At 63.6% G+C, this 21837-nt stretch carries 19 protein-coding genes; 9 read left to right on the top strand and 10 right to left on the bottom strand.

The window, feature by feature from the left end; genetic code table 11:
- Positions 1–499 precede the first annotated feature (499 nt).
- The 3 genes from FJY68_00955 to FJY68_00965 all read left to right on the top strand — a co-directional run bounded on the left by FJY68_00955 (position 500) and on the right by FJY68_00965 (position 3998).
- The gene (locus FJY68_00955; protein ID MBM3330400.1) at positions 500–1441 is read left to right on the top strand and encodes an ABC transporter ATP-binding protein; all 942 of its coding nucleotides are present in this window, start codon (positions 500–502) and stop codon (positions 1439–1441) included.
- Between the two features lie 133 nt (positions 1442–1574).
- A complete protein-coding gene (locus FJY68_00960; GenBank protein ID MBM3330401.1) occupies positions 1575–2813 on the top strand; it encodes an ABC transporter permease in 1239 nt (412 codons plus the stop codon).
- 3 nt (positions 2814–2816) lie between these two features.
- Positions 2817–3998 (top strand): ABC transporter permease, encoded by a 1182-nt coding sequence (locus tag FJY68_00965; GenBank protein ID MBM3330402.1) that lies wholly within the window; start codon positions 2817–2819, stop codon positions 3996–3998.
- A gap of 187 nt (positions 3999–4185) precedes the next feature.
- Here the strand turns inward: FJY68_00965 and ychF are convergent, their stop codons facing one another.
- Positions 4186–5271: a redox-regulated ATPase YchF gene (gene ychF / locus FJY68_00970; GenBank protein MBM3330403.1), complete on the bottom strand. Its 1086-nt coding sequence runs from the start codon at positions 5269–5271 to the stop codon at positions 4186–4188.
- 641 nt (positions 5272–5912) lie between these two features.
- Here ychF and aspS point away from each other — a divergent pair.
- Together aspS and FJY68_00980 are read left to right on the top strand one after the other, a co-directional pair.
- The gene (gene aspS, locus FJY68_00975; protein ID MBM3330404.1) at positions 5913–7217 is read left to right on the top strand and encodes an aspartate--tRNA(Asn) ligase; all 1305 of its coding nucleotides are present in this window, start codon (positions 5913–5915) and stop codon (positions 7215–7217) included.
- Positions 7218–7384: 167 nt separating this feature from the next.
- Positions 7385–9547, top strand: coding sequence for a hypothetical protein (locus tag FJY68_00980; protein ID MBM3330405.1), 2163 nt, complete (start codon positions 7385–7387; stop codon positions 9545–9547).
- Positions 9548–9667: 120 nt separating this feature from the next.
- Here FJY68_00980 and FJY68_00985 read toward each other — a convergent pair whose 3' ends face one another.
- The 3 genes from FJY68_00985 to FJY68_00995 all read right to left on the bottom strand — a co-directional run bounded on the left by FJY68_00985 (position 9668) and on the right by FJY68_00995 (position 11767).
- Positions 9668–10876: an MFS transporter gene (locus tag FJY68_00985; GenBank protein ID MBM3330406.1), complete on the bottom strand. Its 1209-nt coding sequence runs from the start codon at positions 10874–10876 to the stop codon at positions 9668–9670.
- Positions 10877–11089: 213 nt separating this feature from the next.
- The gene (locus FJY68_00990; protein ID MBM3330407.1) at positions 11090–11512 is read right to left on the bottom strand and encodes a hypothetical protein; all 423 of its coding nucleotides are present in this window, start codon (positions 11510–11512) and stop codon (positions 11090–11092) included.
- A gap of 12 nt (positions 11513–11524) precedes the next feature.
- Positions 11525–11767, bottom strand: coding sequence for a hypothetical protein (locus FJY68_00995; GenBank protein MBM3330408.1), 243 nt, complete (start codon positions 11765–11767; stop codon positions 11525–11527).
- Positions 11768–11838: 71 nt separating this feature from the next.
- Between FJY68_00995 and FJY68_01000 the strand changes: the two genes are divergently transcribed.
- Both FJY68_01000 and FJY68_01005 read left to right on the top strand, forming a co-directional pair.
- The gene (locus FJY68_01000; GenBank protein MBM3330409.1) at positions 11839–12417 is read left to right on the top strand and encodes a sigma-70 family RNA polymerase sigma factor; all 579 of its coding nucleotides are present in this window, start codon (positions 11839–11841) and stop codon (positions 12415–12417) included.
- Positions 12414–12884: a zf-HC2 domain-containing protein gene (locus FJY68_01005; GenBank protein MBM3330410.1), complete on the top strand. Its 471-nt coding sequence runs from the start codon at positions 12414–12416 to the stop codon at positions 12882–12884. The genes FJY68_01000 and FJY68_01005 overlap by 4 nt, the downstream gene beginning before the upstream one ends.
- Positions 12885–12948: 64 nt before the next feature.
- Here the strand turns inward: FJY68_01005 and FJY68_01010 are convergent, their stop codons facing one another.
- The 6 genes from FJY68_01010 to FJY68_01035 form a co-directional block, all read right to left on the bottom strand.
- Positions 12949–13578 (bottom strand): hypothetical protein, encoded by a 630-nt coding sequence (locus FJY68_01010; protein ID MBM3330411.1) that lies wholly within the window; start codon positions 13576–13578, stop codon positions 12949–12951.
- On the bottom strand, positions 13575–14483 hold the full coding sequence (locus FJY68_01015) for a hypothetical protein (protein ID MBM3330412.1): 909 nt from the start codon (positions 14481–14483) through the stop codon (positions 13575–13577). The genes FJY68_01010 and FJY68_01015 overlap by 4 nt, the downstream gene beginning before the upstream one ends.
- Entirely contained in the window at positions 14483–15148 is a 666-nt protein-coding gene (locus FJY68_01020; protein MBM3330413.1) for a hypothetical protein, read from the bottom strand. Before FJY68_01020 ends, FJY68_01015 begins: the two co-directional genes overlap by 1 nt.
- 9 nt (positions 15149–15157) lie before the next feature.
- Positions 15158–16249: a fibronectin type III domain-containing protein gene (locus FJY68_01025; GenBank protein ID MBM3330414.1), complete on the bottom strand. Its 1092-nt coding sequence runs from the start codon at positions 16247–16249 to the stop codon at positions 15158–15160.
- 151 nt (positions 16250–16400) lie between these two features.
- Positions 16401–17831, bottom strand: coding sequence for an amidophosphoribosyltransferase (purF, locus tag FJY68_01030; GenBank protein ID MBM3330415.1), 1431 nt, complete (start codon positions 17829–17831; stop codon positions 16401–16403).
- A 49-nt stretch (positions 17832–17880) separates the two neighbouring features.
- Positions 17881–18759 carry a radical SAM protein gene (locus FJY68_01035; GenBank protein MBM3330416.1) on the bottom strand — a complete coding sequence of 293 codons (879 nt, stop codon included), beginning with the start codon at positions 18757–18759 and terminating at the stop codon, positions 17881–17883.
- Positions 18760–18843: 84 nt separating this feature from the next.
- On the opposite strand from FJY68_01035, the gene FJY68_01040 reads away from it, so the two are divergent.
- Together FJY68_01040 and FJY68_01045 are read left to right on the top strand one after the other, a co-directional pair.
- Entirely contained in the window at positions 18844–19611 is a 768-nt protein-coding gene (locus FJY68_01040) for an rRNA pseudouridine synthase (GenBank protein MBM3330417.1), read from the top strand.
- On the top strand, positions 19497–21836 hold the full coding sequence (locus FJY68_01045; protein ID MBM3330418.1) for a hypothetical protein: 2340 nt from the start codon (positions 19497–19499) through the stop codon (positions 21834–21836). Before FJY68_01040 ends, FJY68_01045 begins: the two co-directional genes overlap by 115 nt.
- Position 21837: the final 1 nt, after the last annotated feature.

Below are 21837 nucleotides of genomic sequence, written 5' to 3' on the forward strand. Positions count from 1 at the left end.
GAAGCGCTGGCGCCCTGGCGAGATGCGCTGGCGCTGGTGTGTAGCTGGGCTGCTACATGCCGAGCAGCACTTCCGGTGCGTAGATGGCTACCGGCACATCCCCGCATTGCTGAGTGCACTGGAACGGTCCGCGTCACCGAAAGAAATTGACGCAACAGAGAGAGTTGCCTAAAGTGATGTGGGAGCCGCTAGGAATTTCAACTAACCGAGGGACATGCTCTGCAACCGTAGCACGTCCAACGCGCAACTGCGTCTTGCACCATCAGACGTAGCGATTCGCCCGAGTAGCCACGGCAGAGCTTGTCCACGTGCAGGCCGAAGTTGCGGTAGAGCACGTACTGGATGAGCGAGACGCTGCGTTCGTTGAGGATATGGCGGATCTGTTCGGCGCGGAGTTCGGCCCGTTCGATGGCTTTGCGGTGTTGATTGACGGCTTCACTTACGCGGCGGACGAGTGTGGCGTTTGACTTGCCGAAGTGAGTACATATGCTTCTGCATCATGGTTGACAATGCAATTGAGGTCCGCGACCTGACCAAGGCGTTCCGCGACGTAGTTGCGGTCGCAGGGATCAGTTTCGAGGTGAAGCGAGGCGAGGTGTTCAGCCTGCTCGGACCGAACGGCGCGGGCAAGAGCACCGCGATTTCCATCATCTCGGGGCTGCTTGCGCCCGACTCGGGCGATGCCCTGGTGATGGGTCACTCCATTCTCAAGGAGAGCATGGCCGCACGAAGAAACCTGGGCGTGGTGCCGCAGGAGATTGCCTTGTACAACGACATGTCGGCGCGAGAGAATCTCTTGTTCTGGGGGCGTATGTACGGGCTCTCCGGTAAGGACCTTGCGCGTCGGACGGACGAGATGCTGGAGGCGGTCGGGCTGGTTGAGCGGCAGAAGGGGCGCGTCGGGACGTACTCGGGAGGCATGAAGCGCCGCGTGAACATCGCGGCGGCGCTGCTGCACACGCCGCAGGTGGTGATTATGGACGAGCCCACGGTCGGCATCGACCCGCAGAGCCGTCGCCACATCCTCGACCATGTGAAGGAGCTGAACCGGCAGGGGATGAGCGTTCTCTACACCACGCACTATATGGAGGAGGCGGAGGAGCTGTCGAACCGCATCGCCATCATGGACCATGGCAAGGTCATTGCCTGCGGCACGCGTGACGAGCTGGTCCGCCGGGTCGGGGAGCAGGCGCGGATCGAACTCGCGGTGACCGGTGAACCGGGCAGCGCGGCAGAGGTGGCGCGCACGGTCGCGGGCGTCAGCAAGGCGACGGTCGAGCAGGGGCGGGTAGCCGTGCTGGCCGCGGACGCTGACGCGGTGGTGCCGCGGCTGTTCGAGCGGGCCGCGCAGGCGGGTTTCCACATCAGTTCCGTGGACATCAGGGAACCGAACCTCGAGACTGTCTTCCTGTCGCTGACCGGCCGGGCGCTGCGAGACTGAGTCCGGAGTTGAAAACCACTGATAAACACTGATGCACACGGATACGGAACAGCCGTCGGGTTCGGTTCCGGCACTCAATCTGTGTTCATCTGTGTCCATCCGTGGTTGCTCATGTGGCGGCCCTTCTTGACCCATGACTGAGATCCACATCGCCGGGAAGGACCTGCGCGGGTCGCTGCGCAGCCGGTTCTTCATCGGGGTGGCCGTGTTGGTGCCTCTGCTGGTTACATCGCTCTTCTTCTTTGCCTTCGGCGGCCGGGTGAGCGAGGTGGGGAAGGGGCCGGGCATGGCGCCGGTGCGCGTCGTGGTGGTCAACGAAGACGCCGGCGGCCTTCAGCTCGGCCGATTGGTCGTGAGCGCTCTTTCTAGCCCGCAACTGCGGGAGATCCTGAGTTGTGCCGAACTCAGCGATACGGCAATGGCGCGGCATGCGCTCTCGCGGAGGCAGGCAGACCTGGCGGTCATCATTCCGGCCGGGTTCAGTTCAGCCGTGACCGACAGCGCGGGCCGGGCCGAGGTGCTGCTGCTCTGCGACCCGGTGAGGACTGTGGGCCCGTCGATAGTGCAGGGCGTGCTGCAGCGGGTGCTCGACGGTATGTCTGGAACCAGGATTCTCCTCAACACCTACAGGATTGCGGTGAAGGAGGCGGGCGTGACGCCGGACAGCCGCGTGGTCGCCGGGTTGGTACAGCAGTACCGGGCGGCGGCTGAGGTCGGGGCAGCGGCGCTATCGGTGCGCGCGCCCGGAGCGGGAGAGGACATCTCGGCAATGTTCCGGCGGATGATGGCGGGCATCTTCGCGGGACTGATGGTCTTCTTCGCTTTCTATACCGGCGCATACACGGCGCTGTCGCTGGTGCGCGAGCACGAAGAGGGCACATTGGCGCGGTTGTTCACAACTCCGGCCGGACGGGCCCGGATACTGGGCGGCAAGATGCTTTCAGTGGTGGCAACGGTTGGAGTACAGGCGACTCTACTCATCCTGGCCTCGACCTTTCTCTTCGGCCTGCGCTGGGGACAGCCTGGCAGTTCCGCGCTTGCGCTCGTGGGCACGGTGGCAGCGACGTCGGGGTTCGGCGTGATGCTGGCGTCGTTCATCAAGACGACGCGCCAGGGCGGACCGGTGCTCGGCGGCGGCCTCTCCGTTGCCGGGATGCTCGGCGGCCTTTTCACCCAGGCAGTGCCCAGCATGCCGGCCGCGTTCAACAAGGTCGCCCTGGCCCTGCCCCAGGGCTGGGTGATTCGCGGCTGGAACCTGGCAATCGCGGGGCGTCCGCCCGCAGACCTGCTGGTGCCGTTCGGAGTGATGCTCGCCTGGGGCGCGGTCTGCTTTGCAGTCGGCGCGCTGGTCTTCCGGCGCAGGTTTGCCTGAGCGATGAGACCGACGCTGGCGATTGCGGCCAAGGACCTGAAGCAGATTCTGCTCGACCGGCGCTCGGCCATCTTCCTGGTGTTGATGCCGGTAGTATTCACCGCCTTCCTCGGCATCGCCTTCCGCTGGCCCGGTCACGAAGACCCGCGACCCGAAGTCGGCGTCTGCGACCTCGATTCGACCGAACTGAGCGGGCTGGTGACCAGCCAGCTTGAGTCGGGTGGCCTGGTCCAGGTTGAGGAGCTCGGCCGCGCTGCCGCGAGCAAGGTTGACGACCTGATTCGACGCGGCCGCTACGACCTGGTGCTCGTGGTGCGCGCCGGGTACGCGGAGAGCGCGGCCGCAGGCCCGGCGCTGGAAGCCGTGTGCGACCGGAGCGAACCGAAGGCGCAGGCGGCTTTGCAGGCGGTCGAGGCGGTCGCCGCCCGGCTGGCCGTCTCTGCGCGCGTCGGGAAACTGGTGGCGGGTCAGGTCGGCGCGGGCGCGAGCGCAGAAGAGATGGCGGTGCGGGCAAGTGCCGGCTGGCAGGAGCCGGCGTTCGCGATTCGGCGCGAGGCCTTCGGGCCGGCCCCGGCAAAGCGGCGAGCGGTGCCCAGGGGGTTTGCCCAGTCGTCGCCCGGCACCCTGGTCCAGTTCGCCATCTTCGGGATGATGACTGCCTCCCTGCTGCTGGTGCTGGAGCGGCGCAGCCGGACCCTGGGCCGGATGCTCTCGGCACCGGTTTCGCGTTTCCAGGTGATAGCCGGGCACGTGCTGGCGATGTTCACGGTGACGTTCCTGCAAGGGATCCTGCTCATCGGGCTGGGGCAGTTCGCGTTCAAGGTTGACTACCTGAGCGCGCCGGCCGGGGTGCTGGTGGTGCTGGCGGCGCTCTCGCTCTGGGTGGCGAGCCTGGGGCTCTGCATCGGCGTGATTGCCAGGACCCAGGAGCAGGTGAGCATGTTTTCGATGCTGGCGATGTTCCTGTTCGCGGCCGGCGGCGGGGCGTGGTTTCCGCTGGAGATTACCGGGCGCGTCTTCTCGTTCGTCGGCCATCTGCTGCCGAGCGCCTGGGCGATGGATGGGTTCCAGAACGTCGTGCTGCGGGGGCAGGGATTCGGCTCGGCCCTGGTCCCGGCCCTGGTCATCACCGGATACGCCGCGCTCTTCTTTACGGTCGCGGTCTGGCGCTTCCGGGCAGAGTAAGAGACTTAACACCAAGACACCAAGGCACCAAGGTCCGGACTCGGGAAGGCTGCCAGGTAGGTCAGAGTAGCCCGAGCGCAAGCGCACGCTCAAGCACCTGCCAGCCACAAGCCACAAGCCACAAGCCTCAAGCCGAAAGAGAGAGCGGGAGCTTTCGCTCCCGCAATCCAAAGGCCGCGTCCCGAGATCAGCCGCTGGCGCGGACGTGGAAGATGTCGCCGTCGTTCACGATCTCATCTTTGCCGGCGAGCCGGACAAGGTTCTGGGCGTTCGCCCGCTTCATGCAGCCGACGGCCATGAACGTCTTGTGCGGTATCACTTCGGCACGGACGAAAGTCTCGGCCAGGCGGGTGTGAATGGCTCCGGCCGCATCGCGGGCGCAGGTGTTGCGCCGGATGGTCCATGCCTTCACTTCGTCTTCTCCGACGGTCAGGAATGATATCAGGCCGACGTGCTCGTAGACTACCCGTGACAGGCGTTGGATGCCGCTTTCGGTGAAGCCGTATTCGCGCAGGAAGAGTTCGCGGTCAGTCTCGTCGAACTGGCTGATGTCCGACTCGATCTTGCCCGACAGCTCGATGTAGGCGAATCCGTTTGCCGAGCACTGCTCTTTGACGCAGGCCTGGTCAGGATAGGACTTGGCGCTGAGCTGGTGTTCGTCGGTATTGACCGCGACGATGATTGGCTTGGCGGTGAACAGGCAGTAGGTGCCGAGGGTCTTGGACTCGGCCGGAGTCAACTCCTGGCGGCTGACTGGTTGCTCGTCCTCCAACTGCTCGCGGACTGCGGTCAGGAGCTTGCGTTCCTTCTGCTCCTCGTCGCTGAGCTTGTGGCGTTTCCGCTCCGTTTCGGCGATCCGCTCGAGCCGATTTTCGACTACCGCGAGGTCGCGCAGCAGCAGTTCGGTGCGGATGGTGTCGAGCTGGGCAGCCGGCGTGTCGCATTTGGCCGGCCAGGCGACCGCGGGATTGACAAAGGCGCGGACCACGCAGAGCAGGGCGTCCGAGTTCTGGATGAACTGCATCACCCGGCTCTTCTCGCCGCGGGTCGCTTCCAGGTCGAAGCCGGGCATGTCGGTGAACGTGAGGCTGGCCTGGGTGACCTTCTTCGGGTTGAAGATGGACGCAAGCTCGTCCACGCGCGGGTCGTGGACCAGCGCTGTGCCGGTCACGCCGTCCTTACGCCGCGTCGCCGGATCGAGTTGCATGCCGGTGAGGAGTGAGAAGAGAGTCGTCTTCCCGCTCGCCGACAAGCCGAATACGCCAATCACCATCTGGAGGGTCTCGCTTTCCTGGGTACGGTTTTGCCTTTGCAGACTACTGCCCGCCGGGTCCGGTTCCAGTCACGGGCGCAGGCAGAGCGCGGGAAGTATAGCAGAAAGTAGGAAGTGGTCAAGAGGTCGAGAGGTCGAGGGATAGAGGGAGAGAGGGATAGAGGGATAGAGGGATAGAGGGATAGAGTGTTCGGACCCTTGGTTCTCTTCGTGATTTCGTGCTTTCGTGGCAGACTGGTCTGGGTTCTCCCGGTGCCTTGGTGTCTTGGTGGTTGAGTCGGCATGAGGGATCAAGGGATAGAGGGATCGAGGGAGAGAGGGACAAAGGGATAGAGGGACAAAGGGATGGAGGGATAGAGGGATCGCTGGGAAGGGTTCCAGGGTTCGAGGGGTCCAGTGGCCGACCCAGCCGGAGGTCGTGGACCGGACATGCAGCCGGGTAACGATCCGTCGTTCATCGTTCTTGACCCCAGCGGTCCCTGTCGGACAGTGCGTTCATCGTCACTTCTGACTTCTGCATTCTGGTCTCTGACTTCTGACTTCGTCCCTTCCTGGGAGCGTGTCTTTGTGGTTACTCCTCTTCCGGTTCTTGGTCCCGGACGATTTCTTGACCGGTGAGCAAACGCGGCTAGACTGGCGCCATGCAGCGTACCTTAGCGGCAGACATCGCCAAGCACATCGGTGAAGAAGTCAAGCTCGTCGGCTGGCTGTTTCAGGTCCGCGAGCTGGGCTCCATCTCTTTCGTCGTGGTTCGAGACCGTACCGGCACCGCGCAGGCGGTGATTCTCGAACCCGCCAAGCACGACCTTTCGCAACTGAAGCGCGAGAGCCTGGTCGAGGTGTACGGCACGGTGAAGGCCGAGCCGCAGGCGAAGCGCGGGGCCGAACTCCTGTTCAAGGAAGTCAGAGTGCTGGCCGAGCCGGTGGCAGAGCTGCCGTTCGAGGTGAACCGCTCCAAGAAGAAGCTGAACCTGAAGATCGACTCGGTGCTCGACCACCGGGCGTTCAGCCTGCGCAACCCGGAGATAGCGGCGCCGTTCAGGGTGCAGGGAGAGATCGTCCGGACCTTTTCCGACTACTTACGCGGTCTGGGGTTCACCGAGGTGCACACGTCCAAGATCGTGTCGGCCGGGACCGAAGGCGGGACCGCGCTCTTTCCCATCAAGTACTTCGAGCAGACGGCCTTCCTGGCCCAGAGCCCGCAGTTCTACAAGCAGATGCTGGTGGGCGCCGGGTTCGAGCGGGTGTTCGAAGTCGGCTTCGTCTACCGGGCTGAGGACCACGCGACCTCGCGCCACATCAATGAGTACCTGTCGCTCGACTTCGAGATGGGATTCATCGATTCGTACACCGACGTGATTGACGTGGAACGCGGCTTCCTGAGGAAGATGGTCGAGAACATCGGCATGGCCTGCGCGGACGAGATGGCCTTGCTCAAGGCCGAGTTGCCGAAGACAGGCGACATTCCCGAGATTCGACTCAAGGACGCGCTCGCGATCCTGGCGAAGGACTACAAGCGGGACACCAAGGACATGGTCGACCTCGACCCGGAGGGCGAGCGGCAGATATGCGATTACGCCCTGAAGACGCATGGCAGCGAGTTCGTCTTCATCAGCCGCTACCCGCGCAAGGCGCGGCCGTTCTACACCATGCCCGACCCGGATGACGAGGAATCCACGCTCGGCTTCGACTGCCTGTTCCGGGGCCTTGAGGTGACGACCGGGAGCCAGCGCATCCACGACTACAACATGTTGGTGGAGAGTATCAAGCGTATCGGCGGAAACCCGGACAGCTTCAACTTCTACCTGGAGATATTCAGGTACGCGATGCCGCCGCACGGCGGGCTGGCCATCGGCGCGGAGCGGCTGACCCAGCAGATTCTGAACCTCGGCAACGTGCGCGAGGCAAGCTTCTTCCCGCGCGACCGGTTCCGGCTCACGCCGTAGCCGCGTTTCACGCACAACGCACGATACATCACTCCGGAGCGGCTGGGTCGGATTTCGGCGTCAGGCTTCAGGCGTGAGGCTCCTGCCGCCCGCGCCTGTTTGACTCTGTTCGGAGGGCCGTCTAGAATTGTAGAGTGACAGGAGAATGCCAGTACCAGGAGAATAGTGTGATGAAGATCTCAGCAGGGCTGATGGCCCTTTTTGTCTTGGCCGTGGCGATGCCGATGCCGGATGCCGGAGCGACTCCGCCCAACGCCGTCCCGTTCGCAACCGCGCGCCAGGTCGCGCTTAACCGGGCGGCGATCGAGTACCCGGGCGCCCGGCTCGGCACCGTTGTCCCATACGTCGATGAGGACGGGAACGCTGTCGCCTGGATGTTCCACTTCCGGGTTGACGGGAAGGAGTTCCCGAGATACGAACAGGTCGCGGCCGACGTCCAGGCCGAGCGGCAGACCCTGACCGTGAACACCGATCTGTCACGCTGGCGATCGCAGTACAGCCACATTCTCGTGTCGGCGCGCCGCGACCGGGCACCGGTAATCCGCTTCGGCTACGGCACTTCCGAGTACTACGCGCTGGCATCCAGGGCGCAGTCGCGGGCAAGGCAGATGCTCGGACCTGATGCCGGATTGACGCGCATCTACTATGTCAGTCCCACCACCTATCTCGAGTTCACCAACCGGGCGGGCAAGACGGCCGTGTTTAGCCAGCACTTCGAGCGGACTTGGGATTCGCGTGAGGAGTTCGCCGGTTACGTGACGGAGGCGCGGGCGCAGCTCCGGCAGCAATACCCGGGCGAGGATGCCGCGGCCGCCAAGCACCATAGCGCACTCTGGGACCGGGCGCTCGACGGCAAACTGGGCAGGTTCAGCGAGGTATTCGTGCCGAACATCGGGCTCGCCCCTTTCTATGACTGGAGCTACGGGTGCACGCCGACCTCGGGCGCGATGGTCTGCGGCTACGTGGACCGGGTTCAGAAGTCGGGCCGGCTGGTAGATTGGTACGTCCAACGCTACGACGGGGTCGAGGGAGAGAGCGACTGGCAAATCCCCAACGTGCAGCGGGAATGCGCCATCGAGATGAACACCGACACGACGTTCGGCGGTACAAGTATCCTCTTCATTGCCAACGGTCTTCTCCAGGTCGGGTACAACAACGACTACAACGGCTGGGCAGTGACGAACGTCACGGGCCGGACCAGCAACGACTGGGCCTGGTCTACTATCACCTCGCAGATCAACGCCGGCCACGCGATGATCTGGTCACCCCTGTGGGAGGCACATTCGCTGGCCTGCTTCGGGTACCGCACCGAGGACAAGTACGTGTACGTCCACAATACCTGGTGGATGCCGGCTGAGTGGTGGGCGCATTCGGGCAGCGACGTATCTCATGTTGCTGCCGTCACCCCCGACGCCGGAGATGCACGCAACATCCGGCTGACCTATCCGCTGGGTGATACGTTCTACAATTCGACCGGCCGCGGCGAGGTGCTATACGTCGGCGATACCGTACGCATCACCTGGGAGAGCGGCACGCCGGGCACGAGCGTCGATATCGATGTCTCGACCGATGGCGGGGCGACCTGGCAGGTCGCGGCCGCCGATGTGGCCGACAGCGGCGCATATCACTGGTACATACCGCCCTCCATTCCCACCTGCGATTCGGTCCGGCTGCGGGTAGGTCAGTACAGTGGGTCGACTCTGACCTCGGCCGACGGCACGTTCGGTTGTTTCCACGTGCTGAAGGAGCCGGTGCCGCCGCCGCAGATTGCCCCGCCCAACGGGTTGCCGATACCCTCGGACAACCTCCCGGTTGTACTTGAGGTCGACTCGGTCCGGGCGGCCTGTGACAGCATTCACTTCAAGCTGGTGCAGGGACTCGACACCCTGCTGGAGCAGAACGGCACCACGGCTCATTTCCTATTGCCCGATTCCATCCTCAAGTTGAACAAGATCTACAAGTGGATAGTGCGGGGGCGGAACCAGTGGGGATGGGGCAAGTGGGGCACGCCGTGGTCGTTCCGCGTTGTGGCAGCCGGCGCTCAGGAAGAGAAGCCGTCCGCCGTTCTGCCTGTGTTCTTGGTGCCGGCAGTGAGTCGGTTGGGCGCCGGCAGCGTCCAGTTCGACGTGCGCATGGCAGCGCCGGGCAGCAAGTTGATTGTGTATGACGCATTCGGTAGCCTCATCCGCGAACTCGTGGTGGCGCAACCGAGTCGGCTGGCCTGGGACATGACCGATGCGAGCGGCCGGAAGCTGGCGGCCGGGCTCTACTTCGCCCGCCTTGCCGGTGGCGCGAACCAGCCGAGCGCGAAGCTGGTCCTCCTCGACTGAGATAGTCCGACGCTAAGAAACTAAGGGTCCGGATTCCGGACCCTCTTGCTTGTGGCCTTTTGCCTCCGTGGCCAGCCCCTTCTGGTTCCGGCGCGCGGGTGGGCTCGGCCAGGAGAGGAGTTAGTCGACGGGTTCTGGAGCTGGGACTATCGTCGGTCTCGGGTGACGGAAGGCCGGCAGGGCAATCAGGGCGCCCACGAGCACGATACCCGCGCCGAAGAAGAACGGCAGGTTGATGTGCAGACCGTATAGCCAGCCGGCCAGCACCGGGCCGACTATCCTGCCGAGCGAGTCGAAGGAACTGACCACGCCCATCGTCGCGCCCTGCCCGGCATCGGTCTGCTTCGACACGGCAGAACTGAGCCCGGGTCGGACCAACGAACCACCGGCCATGTTGAGGGCCACGAACACCGTTAGCGAAACCAGGTTCCATGACTGCGTCAGGAGTATGAAGCCGATGGCGGTGCCGACAAGTCCCGCGAGGATGAGACGGTTCTCACCGTAGCGGTTGATCGCCGGGCCGACAAGCAATCCCTGCATCAGCACCGACACGACGCCGATGACGGTGAAGACCAGCCCCATTTCACGCGGTCCGAACCCGAACCTGTCGAGGGAGAAGTAGGCGAAGATGCCCTCGAGGTTGGCCGCCGCGAAGCTGGTCAGGAAGGCGATGACGAAGTAGATCGCGAGCTCGCTCCTGAGCGCGTTGGCCAGCTCCCGCAGGCGGTGCGGCTTCTTCTCCCGAGTGCCGGTGACACGTCGCTCGCGGGGAAGACTCTCAGGCAGGTATGCCCAGGCCAGGGGAATCAGAAGGGCCACCAGTCCGGCCGCCACGAAGAACGGCGCCTGGAAGCTGTTCGTGAAGTGCGAGACAGACCCGCCGATGGCCGGGCCGAAGATGACGCCCGCACCCATTGCGGCGCCGAATATCCCCATCCCTGCTCCCCGCTCGTGCTCACCGGTTACGTCCGAGATGAACGCCATCGCCGTGGGCAGAACCGCAGACGAAAGGATGCCGCCCAGGACCCGGGAGACAAAGAGCATTGCCACGCTGCTAGCGAAGCCGTTGACGAGGTGCGACAGCATGTAGCCGACGAGGCCGATCATGAGTACCGGTTTGCGGCCGATGCGGTCCGAGACCGTGCCCCAGATCGGGGCGAATATGAATTGGAAGAATGAGAACGTAGCCATAATCATGCCGAGGTGAAGCGACGTCGCTCCCAGGGACTTCGCATACATGGGTAGTACGGGTATGATGATGCCGAACCCCATCATCGCCACGAAGAGGCCGAAGAAGAGTATGGCTACGCTGCGGTTTTTCAATAACATGCGCAAGACGATTAGACGCGCGACACCAGCAGGCCGGTTCGCCAAAGCGTCAGCGCGGTCCGCGGCGATCGACCCGCGGGCCGGAAGTGGTGAGGCGTTTGGATGCGGGGGCCGCCGTTGTCTCTGAGCATGCCCCTCCCCGAAGTCGTGGAGGAGGATAAACGAGAAACCGGGGCAGCAGGGCCGCCCCGGTATGCAGCCTAGGTCTGTGGTCTATTGCTGCGGAGGGACAGGCGGGGGCGCGGGCTGGTAGGCGTCGGTCCGGTCGGCCGGCTCGTTCTTGCGCGCTACCCGGATGATGGCAAAACAGGCAAGCATGGCCAGGCCGATGAATCCGAAGATGAATCCGCCGGTGTAGTCATTGCCCTGTCTGGCCATCTCGCCCGCGAACAGGGCCAGCCCGAAGGCAAAGAGTATAGCTCCGGTGATTAGCAGGCCGTAGTAGTTGCCCTTCTGTTTGCGGGGCGGAGGCGGCATCATTCCCTGTTCTATCATCTTCATCCGTTCTTTGTGCCGCCGGTTCACAACCGCCAGGACAATGGCCAGCAGGGCGATAATCGCCAGTATTGCTGGCGCGAATACCAGCGTGACGACCACAATCCCGGTCGCCGAATCAAGGAAGGCAGATGGGGTCATATCAGGCTCCTCTCACTTACTGATTTCCGTGAGCCGCGCCACCGCACCCACGCTCAATGGACGCGAAGCGCGTACGACGATTTCACTCACGACGTTGAAGGAGCGGTCGGCCGTGCACACTATCTCCGGCATCAGACCGACCGCGCGACGGGCGGTGCTCTTCAGGGCAAAGCCAAGGGCTATCCCGAGCACCAGCACCAGGGCTGGCAGCGCTACCAGCAGGGCTGTCTTGTGGCTGTTTCTGACTTGTGCCATTTCGCCCGTAGGACGTCCGGGCTTGCCAGTTTGTTGCGCCGGGTGTAACATCCGAGGCAGAACGGCGTCTTATGTCGAGACAGATGGAGATCGCATCCGAAGACGTCCTGGTGAGCCGCTCCGCACGGGGCGACGAACAGGCGTTTGGGGTGCTGGTTGAACGCTACAAAGGAATGCTGTACTCAATGTCACGTCGGTTGATGAAGGACCCGGGCAGGGCCGAGGATGCGGCCCAGGAGTCCTTCATCAAGGCGTGGGCCGCCCTGCCCGGTTTCAAGGGTGAATCGAAGTTCTCGTCGTGGCTCTACCGTATATGCTACAACACGTGCATCAGCGAGTTGCGCAAACGCAAGCCCGAGGTCGAACTCGACGAGGCGACGGGCGTGCCGGTTGAGGGGCCGGCGCAGGACTTCCTGAACCGCAACATCCAGGCCACGATCCAGGAAGAGGTTAGCAGGCTGCCGGACGACTATCGTGCCGCCGTGACCCTGTACCATTTCAGCGGCCTTTCCTACGAGGAGATTGCGAAGCTGACCCACAAGCCGATGGGCACGGTAAAAGCCCATATCCACCGGGCCCGGGCGGTGCTCAGGACGCGGCTGGTGGAGCGAATCGGCTGGGACAATTTGAAAGAGGTGATGTGGCAATGAACTGCGTTGAAGTCAGACAGGCGGTCCAGGACTACGTGACCCGCGAACTCAGCATCGAGAACCGGCGGCTGTTCGACGCCCATCTGGTCGAGTGCGGGGAGTGCCAGCGCGAACTGGCGTTGATGACGGCGCTCGTATCCACGCTTGACCATCAGCCGGTGCTCGAGCCACGACCGGGGTTTGGCGAGAAGGTGCTTTCATCGCTGCCGCGGCAGCGGAGTCTCGTTTTGAACCCGTGGTGGTCACTGGCGCTCGCGCCGGTACTGGGCGGCCTGGCGTGGTTGTTTCGGGTTCGGCTTGAGAGGGTGATCCTCGGCCTGGCCGGACAGCTCGGCATCCGGAGCATCAGCCTGCCCGCGCTCACCATGCAGAATGCCGGAATAGTCGCCGCAGCGGTGGTCGGGGTTGGCCTGCTTGTCACTGCTGGTGGTGCCTGGTTCTGCTGGCGCGTCTATCTCCAGGAATAGTCCTTCATCCTCTGAAGAGCGAGCGGGGCGCAGACGCGCCCCGCTTCCTCAAGGACCTTTTCTACTACCTAATCAGGCCAAGCCAATCGCCGAGCAGGAATTGGAGTCGGCCGATGAAGAGCGAGATACGGGCCATCACCGTGTAGCCGAACGATGCGCCGAACCCAACCATGACGAAAATGATGCCGACATAGCTGATCGGCTTGAGCACGCCTTTCCGCTCGGCCGAGAAGAAGAAGTAGGTGATCGTGCAGACGACACCGACGAGGATGATTAGCGCCCAGAGACCTGCCTGCCAGTTGGCGAACGTGGCGCGGGTCACGATTGTCGCCTTGACCTGAGCGATGATGCCGGCCTCAACTGACCGCAGCAGCGACATGCCGGATCCGTAGCCCAGGAAGATGGCAATTGGGATCCGGACCAGCCACGAGATCTTCGGAATGAACCGCGTGAAGTAGAGCGCGCCGACTATGGCGGCCAGTATCAGCCAGAGCTTCTGGCCGTGCCCGACCGGGTCGATCAGGCTGGGCACGAGCACCCGGTGCCAGGTGAAGGTGATGAAGTAGCCGTTGGAGACGCCAACGAAGAGGTGCTCGGCGGCGCGATAGAATGGGTTCTCCTTGTACAGGAAGGAGAAGACGGCCAGGGTCATTATGGCCGCTACCCAGACCCAGGGATCGGTGGCGAGGTTCATGACTTCCTCCTGCGGGTGGCGAAGTACCCGATGTTACCGACGACAATGAAGAGGATGATGGCGATGTGGGCCGCGGTCTGGGAGGACATCGCTTCGGTACCGCGGTTGCGGACGCGCCAGGTCATGCCCAGCCGGTCCATCTTCTCGCGCGTGAGCTGTTCGTACTCGGCCGCGCCGCGCATGCCGGCCAGCATGCCGGTGAACTGGCCGGAGTTGAGGTAGGTGTAGTAGTCGGCTGCCGACACCGCGGTGGTGCCGCAACCGATGCGGAGGCCGAACTGGGTCTGGGCATAGGCGACCCAGGAGATCGGCATCGATGAGCCAGCAACCGAGACGAGGATGCCGACATCGTTGTAGTTCTTGACGTGTCGCGTCATCGGCAGCGATTCGGTTCGCGCACCGTAGTAGTCGACCGGGAAGACGTTGGTTATCCTCTCGCCCATGCCGAGCATCATTGTCAGGAGCGGCGTGGTCCAGCCCCAGAAGATGAAGTCCTCGCCGCTGATCACCGAATCCTCGTGCCTGGTAGCGACCGAGTCGAACTCGCGCTTTACTTCGCGCAGGGCGTCCTCGCCGAGGCCAAGCCCGTAGACCGTGGTCGCCACCAGGCCGACGCGGCGATCGGTGGCGAAGGCGTGGCGCAGGAGCGCCAGGGTCATCGGGTGCAGCTCGGCCTGGGTGTCGGGTGAATAGTCGACCGAGATAATGAGCGCCTTGTCCTCGGGCATCGAGTCGATGTAGCTGAACATCTGCTGCACCGGCGGTGAGGCAACCGGCTTGATCGGGAAGGGCTTGATCAGCGGCACCATCACGACCAGCCAGATGACGAGGTAAATCCACCGCCGGTCGATGCGCTGCAGCCTCTCCCAGAAGCCCTTTCGCCCGGCACTGCCTGACGCCGCCATCACTCACCTCCCCCGAGCCAGCCGCGCTCAATGCCGAGGATGATCTTCAGCGACGTGGCGAGGATGCCCAGGCTGATACCGAAGCCGATGCCGCGCTTGGCCGCAGTGTTCGGCACCGCCAGAATCCACTCGGCGAACGAGGGCAGTTCTCTGACTATCATGCGGGTAAGTGGCACCGCGCCCAGCATCAAGATGAAGGCGGAGACGAGCAGGAGCGTTGCCTCGAGGTTGCGGGCGCGGAAGGCACGATAGGCGGCCGAGGCCATGAAGAAGGCGAGCAAGGCGAACATCGTCGAACCGAGCGGGACGATCAGGCCGGTGAAGAGCGACTGGATGTGGAAGGAGAAGCCGCCGACCTGGGTCGGCAGGAGGCCGGGCCGGGTCGGGTCGATCCCGCCGAACAGGCCGATGATGGCGCTGACGAAGAGGGCGACGACTGTGATCCAGCTGTAGCCCCAGTGTTCAGCCTTGCGCTTGATCTTGATGAAGTGGTGGCGCAGGATCGAGCCGATGCCGAGGACGATGCTGAACGCGCCGATGACGCGGAGGATGTCGTTGCGGAAAACGGCGTCGGTGTCCTGGATTATCGGGTGCGGAATGATGTAGGTGAGTACACCGAATATGCCGGTTACCAGCACGATGATCAGGGGGAGTTTTCGTTTCATCGTTTGCCTCTAGAGGATGTCGGTGATGCGGATGTCTACCGCCAGGGCGAGCAGGGTGCCGCCGAGTATCAGCGCGAGGATGATGAGTTTGTTGTAGTCCTGGCCCTTGATTGCCCCGAGCCGGAGCGGCTCGCGCGAGATGTAGGCCGATGCGGCGTAGAGTTCCTCGCCGATGAGGGTGTAGTCGCAGGCGGTGATGAAGAACGGCAGCTGGCTGACCGCGTCGGTGCCGGCAATCTGCACCGCGCCCGAGATGGCGCCGGTCTCGGCCAGGATCAGGGACTCGGCCCAGAACATGCCGATGAGGAAGTTGGTGGCCGGTTTCTCCCGGAGCATGATACCGTCGACCGCGGCAGCGTAGGCGAACTGCTGGTCGGTGAGGAAGAAGACCGAGTCGGGGTTGAAGGCGTCAGGTCGGCCGACCGAGGCGTAGGACTCTTTGACTACCTCGCGCGCCACCGTGTAGACGATCGGGTCACGATTGGGAACAATGAGCGGTGTTCCGAACTTGGCGGTCTTCTTGGCGACCTCGCCGAGGATATTGAGTGAGGCGATGGTTGCGACATCGTCAATCGTCGACAAACCGGGGACGTAGAGCGTCGGCCGGCCCATTTCGGTGGCGCGGCCGAGCGCTTCCTCGACCGCGTCCAGCCCGGCGATCCGACGGATGAACATCTTGGCCCCACGCCTTGCCTGTTGGAATGTGTAGAGGAAGATCACGAGGATGAGGGCCGTGCCTATGATAGACGGGATTCGGCCGGTGTTGAACCACTGCGGCGCTGCCTTCGCGTAGCCAGATGGTTCGGACTCGCCTTGCAGGGTGTCGGCCTCGGCCAGGACCTTGTAGCGGTACGGCGTGCCGTTCCCGGCCCCCTCGTCGAAGTAGCGCGAGGCGAGCCGGCCAGCCATGCCGATCGTGTCCCATTCGGTAGCGCCTTCGGCCTGGCGGAGCACGCGGTAGTTGATGACGCTGCCATCCGGCGAGCGCGTCCATGTCACGGCGATCTTGCCGCCCGCGTCATTCGGTACGTCACGCGCCGCGACACCGCCGGGCGGGGGGAGCGTGCATAAGAGCAGCGCGACAATGCAGGATAGCGCCAACTTGCCTCCTAGTTGCTGCCGACAGGCGGCAGCGTAAGCGGGCGGTCTGGTTTCATCAGGTCAACGGAGTTGTCTAGCCGACTTCTCAGTCTATGAAAACCGGGGTGTGGGTCAACAGCCGCAGGCTGGCTGCACGCCGGCAGAGCGGTGCCTATTCGGTCCAGCGCCGGCGTTCGCGCTCCATCTGCGCGAGGTAGCGTCGGGTTACGCCGGTTGGGTACTTGCCATTGAAGCAGGCGGTACAGAAACTCGGCACCGCCGAGTTTCCGCGAACGGCGGAGACCAGGCCCTCGTAGGTCTGGTAGACCAGAGCGTCCGCGCCCACGACCTTGCGGATTTGCTCGACGGTCCGGTTCTTGGCTACGAACTCACCGCGAGTCATCATGTCGATTCCATAGACACACGGGCAACGGAGCGGCGGTGCGGTGATTGCCAGGAAGACCTTGCGGGCGCCGGCGTCGCGCACCATCTGCACGATCTCGCGCGAGGTCGTGCCGCGGACGATTGAGTCGTCGACCAGCAAGACATCCTTGCCCTCGACCTGGGACCGGACCGGGTTGAGCTTCTGGCGAACGGACAGTGCACGACGGTCCTGGCCGTGCATGATGAAAGTGCGGGCGATGTAGCGGTTCTTGATCAGGCCCTCGCGCAGGCTGATGCCGAGGACAGAGGCGAGCGAGCTGGCCGCGGCGCGGGCAGTGTCCGGTACCGGGACGATGACGTCGGGCTTGAGCCCCTGGCGTGCGACTTCGAACGCGAGACGCTCGCCGAGCCGCAGCCGGGCCTGGTAGACTTCGATGCCGTCGATGACCGAATCGGGCCGCGCGAAGTACACGAATTCGAAGATGCAGGGCCGCGGCGTTCCGGGCCGCACCTGGTTGCGGTGCACCTTGCCCTTGAAATCCACGAAAATGGCCTCGCCGGGCTTCACGTCGGTGAACCCGTGGAACCCGAGACGGTCGAAGGCGACGCTCTCGGAAGCGAAGGCGAACTCGCCGTCCTGCTGCGAGAAGACCAGCGGCTTGATGCCGAACGGGTCACGGAAGGCGAGCAGTCCGCGCCGGTGGATCAATGCGACGACCGAGAACGCGCCGTGGACCCGATCGAACACGCCGCGCACCGCTTTGAAGACAGCGGTCGGGGTGAAGCGCTTGAGATTCGACTGCTCCAGGCCTTCGGCAAACACGTTCAACAGCGGTTCAACGTCCGAGCAGCTGGTAAGCTGGCGGAAGTCGTCGAACATCAATTCGCGGCGCAGGTCGGAGTAGTTGGTGACGTTGCCGTTGTGGACCATCGCGATGCCAAACGGGTGGTTGACGTAGAAGGGTTGGGCGTCTTCGGCTGAGCCGGGTCCGATGGTAGGATAGCGGGTGTGGCCTATCCCGGCACTGCCGGACAGGCGCGACAGATTCTTGACGTTGAAGACATTCGCTACCGTGCCGTTTCCCTTTTTGAGGTGAAACGTGCCGTCGGAGGTCAGGACGCCGGCCGAGTCCTGGCCCCGGTGCTGAAGCGCCAGCAGACCTTCAACGAGGTCAGCGCCGACTTCGCGCCGGGTCAGAAGACCGAGTACGCCGCACATCAGTATCCATCTTACCCGCTGAAGCGGGCAGAGTCAAAGCGACGCGCGTCTACGTTCCGCGGCCGTCGAAGTCCGGAGTGTAGTCGCGGGAGGCAGAGGAATGGTCCTGCGCAAAGCCCTCTTCGAAGCCGAGATCGTCAAACCGGTGCCGAACGTCGTCGTACTCCTCCTGCGAAATACGGCGGCCCATGCCGGGTAGTTCACCTGCCCGGTGGACCGGGTAGTACTGCGACATCAGGCTGACGCTGGTGCGGGGTCCGAGGTCATCGTGAATCCACTCAAGCAGCAACTTGCTGTCCTCGGCATGGCCGGGGAGCACGAGGTGCCGGATGATTAGTCCTTTCTCGACTATCCCGTGTCCATCGTACCTGTTGCGGCCCACCTGCCGTTTCATCTCCGCGATGGCGGAGGAGGCAAACCGGAAGTAGTCCGGTGCCGACGAGCACATTCGTCCGAGGGCGTCCGAGTAATACTTCAGGTCGGGAAGGTAGACCTGCACTAGTCCCTCCAGGCGGGCAAGGGTTTCGACCTTCTCGTAGCCGTTCGAATTCCAGACGACGGGAACCTTCAGCCTGGCTCGCGCCAGTTCGAGGATCGGAAGCAGCTGGTCGGAGTAGTGCGTGGGGGAGACGAGGTTGACGTTGTGCGCGCCCTGCTGTTCGAGTTCCTGCATGATTGCCAGGAGCCGGGCCGGAGTCACTTCTCGGCCTTGGCCCTGCTGGGAGATGTCGTAGTTCTGGCAGAATCGACAGCGGAGGTTGCAGTGGCTGAAGAAGATGGTGCCTGAACCGCGCGTGCCGGAAATGGGCGGCTCCTCCCAGTGGTGGAGCTGGGCAAGCGCGATCTCGAACCGGTCAGTCGCCCGGCAGACGCCTAGCTCAGTCGACCGGTCGATTCCGCATTCGAAAGGACACGCGCGACATTCCACGTGGAATTATACGCGCAGGCGCGGCCGAGGGAACTGCGGCGAGCCGACTTGACACGTGCCGTATATGTGGTAAGCTAGACCTAGGTGAAGCCCGAACGACTTCAGAAGTACCTTGCATCGGCCGGCGTCGGCTCGCGCCGTCACTGCGAGGAGTTGATCGAGGCCGGGCGCGTCCGGGTCAACGGAGCGATGGCGAAGCTCGGGCAGTCGGTGACGCCCGGCAAGGACCGGGTTGAATACCGGGGGAGAGAGGTGAAGCCGGAAGCCGAGAAGGTCGTCGTGGCGGTGAACAAGCCGGCCGGCTACCTGAGCGCGTGTTTCCGGGGTCATGAAGAAGGCTGGCTGGTGACGGAACTGGTTGACCTGCCGTTTCGGCTCTACCCGGTGGGCAGACTCGATCGGGATTCCGAGGGTTTGCTGTTGCTGACGAATGACGGGGACATCGCTCTGGAACTCACCCATCCTCGTTACGGCAAGGAGAAGGAGTACGAAGTCGAACTCGACCGGCCGGCCGGTCCGGAGTTGTGCGACCGGCTGCAGAAGAACGTGCAGTTGGCCGACGGTCCGGCACGGGCGGTTCGCGCCAGTCTGGTCGGGCCGGGCCGGCTCAGCGTTGTGCTTGCGGAAGGGCGCAAGCGGCAGCTGCGCAGGATGCTCGAGGCACTGGGGTGCAGGGTCGTGCGCCTGCGGCGGGTGCGGATTGCCGGTCTGCGTCTCGGCGAGCTGCCACTGGGCAAGTGGCGGAGACTGAGCGCTCGGGAGGTGACGGAGAAGCTGGGGCGAGGTTCGGAAGAACGCAGAAGTCAAAAGGCAGAAGTCAGAACGCAGAACCCGGAAGCGAAGAAGCCGTGAGGGGAAGGCGGTTGGCGGGACTGGTCTGCCTGCTCGCGCTCGGGCTCTGTGCCTGGGCTCAGCAGCCGGTGCGCGAGCCGGTTGTTGTCGAGCCACCGGTGCGGATTGGCCTCGCGCTTTCCGGCGGCGCGGCACTGGGGTTTGCCCACATAGGCGTGCTCAAAGTGCTGGAGCGCGAGAGTATCCCGGTTGTCGCGATTGCCGGTAACAGCATGGGTTCGATGGTCGGCGGCGTCTACGCCGCCGGGTACAGCGCGGCACAGATAGAGAGCCTGGCGCTCAACGCGGACTGGAATCTGCTCTTCAGTTCCAGCGTCCCCTTCGGCGCTCAGTATCTTCCCGAACGCCAGCAGGCGCAGCGGTACGTCGTCCAACTCCGACATCGGAACCTGGTTCCGTCGCTGCCCGGCGGCCTGGTGCCGCTTCAGAACGTGGAATTCCTGCTCATGCGCCTGCTGTCCAATATCGAGTACCACACCGGCTTTGACTTTGACAGCCTGCCGATTCCGTACCGCGCCGTGGCCGTTGACCTGGTATCGGGTGAGAAGAAGGTACTGGGACACGGCCGGCTGGAGCAGGCAATCCGTGCGAGCAGCGCGATTCCCGGTGTGTTCGCTCCGGAAAGAATCGCTGGCATGGAGCTGGTCGACGGCGGCGTACAGCAGTACCTGCCGGTCGACCCGCTGGATAGTATCGACGCGAACCTCGACCTGAAGATAGCCGTGTTGACGATGAAACACAACGCGGAGACTGGTGTGTCGCTGATCGACATCGCCTCGCGCAGCATAGATCTGGTGAGCCCTGACGACCTGAAGAGGCAGAAGGAACTTGCCGATGTTCTGATTGAGCCCAACGTGGATCCGTTCACTCACTCGGACTTCGCCAGGGCAGCAGGCCTGATCGCGGCGGGCGAGTCGGCGGCCGAGGCCGCTTTGCCGCGCATCCGGGAGCTCATCGGTGCACGCACGCCGGTGCGCTACCGGCGTCCGATTGCCACCCGGCCATTACCGGTCGTCCGTTCAGTCCAATTCACGGGCCTGCGCGTCACGCGTGAAGGGACGGTACGGAAAGAGGTCCAGACCACACCGGGGCAGTACCTTCGGTTCGGTCGTCTCATAGACGACCTGACGCGTTTGTTCCACACGGGCTTGTTCGAAGAGGTGAACTACGGGCTGGAACCGGTCCCGGGCGATTCGGTTGACGTGGTCATCGAGGTGGATGAGCGTGCCTACGGCTTCTACTCACTTGGTGTTAGCTACGACAACACTGATGAAGTGGCGCTCGGATTCGAGGTCGGCCAAGGCAACCTCGTCGGCTCCGGCGCCGGCGTCCGTGCGGCACTCGATGTCGGCAATCCGGATGAAGCCAGGTTCGGAATCACCGGCACGCGTCTGTTCCGGCTGCCGTTCGGCTATCGGCTGGACGGGTTTCTGGGTTCGGTGGATCGAGCCTACTACGACAGCAGCCGTTGGCAGGGTGACTATACTGTCAGCTATCGTGGCGCTGTAGCCGAGGCGGGTTACATCCTTGGTCGGGATGCCTTCTTCGACTTCGGATTGAGAGCCTATCGGGCCGGATACCTTGTGCCCCCCAGGCTGATGCAGGACTCACTGCATCCCGAGTGGATCGTCGGCCCGAGTTTCAGGCTCGAGGCCAGCACATTCCGGGACGCCGACTTCCCGACCGCGGGTGCGGCGTCGCGGCTGGAAGTGCTTTCTTCTGCCACACTGCTGAGTGGGACTCACCAGTTTCTGAGGATCGGCTACTCGGCCCAGAGGGCCCTCCCGGTATGGTCCAGGCTGCTCCTGAGACCGGCTCTGGATGTCGGCATATCTCTGGGTGAGCTGGCGTGGGCCGAGCAGTTCCGCACCGGGGGTGCCGGATTCGTGGGGTTCGAGCCCGACGAGTTCACTTCAGCGCAGCGTTTGGTCGCGAAGTTCGGATTGGACTTCCGGCTGTTCCGGCTGTTCGGGCAGGAGAACTACCCCGTCTACCTGCAGGTGATGGGCAACGTCGGGACCTTCGAGCCGTGGGACAAGCTGCTTGCATTGTCAGACCTACCTTCGATGCTCCACTGGGGCGCAGGCGCAGGAGCGCGCGTCAACACGCCGATTGGGCCGGTTCATCTGGTTGTCGCCGCGGGAGACTTCGCCAAGCTGACCGAGCGTAGCAGGCCGCTGGCATTCTTCTTCTCGGTGGGGCGCGAGTTCCGCTACACGAGATAGA

It is taken from the genome of candidate division WOR-3 bacterium (assembly GCA_016867815.1).
GTDB lineage: Bacteria > Hydrothermota > Tepidihabitantia > Tepidihabitantales > Tepidihabitantaceae > UBA2258.